The organism is uncultured Campylobacter sp. (assembly GCF_938031315.1).
GTDB lineage: Bacteria > Campylobacterota > Campylobacteria > Campylobacterales > Campylobacteraceae > Campylobacter_B.
In genome coordinates this window covers 1-1,764 of record NZ_CALHHT010000491.1, presented here as the reverse complement: position 1 = coordinate 1,764, position 1,764 = coordinate 1, and the positions used below count along the sequence as shown (strand labels likewise).

Genomic DNA, 1,764 nt, shown 5'->3' with positions numbered 1-1,764 from the left:
TGGCGATCAATGCGCTAAATTTGCACCTGGGCGCTGTGACGATGAGTCGGTAGTGGCGTGATCTTTAGGATCGCGCTGTTTTTATTTGCACTTCTGAATTTAGGCCGTGGCGCCGCTTTACCGCTTTGCTTCATCAAACAGATACTTTCTCATCATCTCATTAACTTCCGATATAAGCTTTACGGTACCTTCATAATAATGAGGATGATACCCTGCTTCCTCGTACGTTAATAGTCCTTTTTCTTCCATATACGATTCGTATTGTATATATTCGCTTATGTCGTCACCGAGCGTCGATGCCGCCTTTTCTAGAATTTTGTCAAATTCATCGCCCTCAAAAACATAGCCGTGTTCTGCTCGATATTGTGCTATATCTTTTCTAAGTTCTTCCAGGTCCTTCCGTGAATATATATTTTCATAAAAGAGCACTTCACAATTTGAAGGATTATGTTTTTGATATATTTCGTTAAACTTTTTTACCGCCGCCGCCCTTAACTCAAAAAGTATCTCTGTCTTTTTTAACTTACTTTTTTCTCGTTCGACTATCCTTAAATTATATAAAGCACATATATTTACTAGAACGGATATAATTAACAAGAGGTCTTTCAACTCCATTGTTTCTCCTTTTGTATAAATTTCGCTAGCGGCGGTGTCTTACAGCTATTTAAACATAGCAAAAGCTCGCCGTTTGCCTATTGAAATTCTAATTTTGCGGGATTGCACTCTTTGTCGGCTTTGCAATCTTGCAATTTTTTGATGATTTTATTGTAGCGCTTTTTATCATACGCTAAATCTCGAGCCATCGTCATATATTTTATTACCTCGTCTACATCTAAAGCATATTCAAAATAAGTTAATGCGCTAAGCAAACAAGAATTCCATATTTTGCCTACCTCACAAGCTCTTGTTAATGGTTTTAATGCAATTGAAGATCTATTTGTCTTAAGCAAAATTTCGCCGTATAAACCACACGCTAAGGAATTTTCAATTTGATCCTTTTCAAAGCAGCGCTTATCCGTGATACTTAAATAAGCTCTGACAAGCACTATATTTACCGTCGCCCATATCGCACTTTTTAATAAGTTGCGAGATCTCTTGTGAAAAAATTTTATCGCATCCTCTATAGAATTTCGAAGCAGCACAATCATTCAATGCCTTACCGCGCTCTACGGCGGATATTTTATAAAACCCGTCGCTTAAAATTTTAATTCCCGCAGAATTTTGCCCTTGCGCCTCGTTCGGCTTTATATCTTGCATCGCAAAAGCAGTCCCGCCAAGACCGAGCCACAGCGCAAACGCCAAAAAGATTTTTTTCATTTTATCTCCCTCGTATCGGCACCTAGAATTCTAAATTTAACTCAAAACGAAATATGCATGCTTAGCGCGATTATGCAAAGTAACATCGCCAGCGGCACGTATAAAAAGCGCCCCGTGTTGTACCAAAACGCGCCGTATCGCTTGGATGCTCCCGAATTTACTTCATCTAAAATTTCATCTTTTTTGATCACCCAAAACCACGAAACCGCGCCGATGACCGCGCCGATCGGGATGATGTAGATCGAGACGAAGTCCATCCACGGCCCCCATTTCACGATCGCTTCCATATTTACGCCCACACCGAAGCAGATCACGCACAAAAGCACGAGCGTGCAGGTGCGGTTCAGGCGCGGAAATTTATGCATCAAGGACTCGACGACTGCTTCGAACATATTTTGAAGCGATGAAATTCCGCCGAAGATCACCGCCGTAAAGAGGATGATCGCG

The 1,764-nt window shown here is 41.0% G+C and carries 3 protein-coding genes and 1 pseudogene; all 4 read right to left on the bottom strand.

What is annotated here, in order from left to right; translation table 11 throughout:
* Positions 1-117: 117 nt before the first annotated feature.
* A complete protein-coding gene (locus Q0236_RS12100) occupies positions 118-615 on the bottom strand; it encodes a hypothetical protein (RefSeq protein WP_297918426.1) in 498 nt (165 codons plus the stop codon).
* A 77-nt stretch (positions 616-692) separates the two neighbouring features.
* Positions 693-1,046 (bottom strand): hypothetical protein, encoded by a 354-nt coding sequence (locus Q0236_RS12095; protein WP_297918424.1) that lies wholly within the window; start codon positions 1,044-1,046, stop codon positions 693-695.
* A complete protein-coding gene (locus tag Q0236_RS12090) occupies positions 1,012-1,317 on the bottom strand; it encodes a hypothetical protein (protein WP_297918421.1) in 306 nt (101 codons plus the stop codon). Before Q0236_RS12090 ends, Q0236_RS12095 begins: the two co-directional genes overlap by 35 nt.
* 41 nt (positions 1,318-1,358) lie before the next feature.
* Positions 1,359-1,764: pseudogene (locus tag Q0236_RS12085) on the bottom strand (sodium-dependent transporter); the annotation flags it as partial.

What these genes read in the sequence shown, in the direction of transcription:
- Q0236_RS12100 (WP_297918426.1), bottom strand. Translation starts at nt 615, where the DNA reads ATGGAGTTGAAAGACCTCTTGTTAATTATATCCGTTCTAGTAAATATA.
- Q0236_RS12090 (WP_297918421.1), bottom strand. Translation starts at nt 1,317, where the DNA reads ATGAAAAAAATCTTTTTGGCGTTTGCGCTGTGGCTCGGTCTTGGCGGG.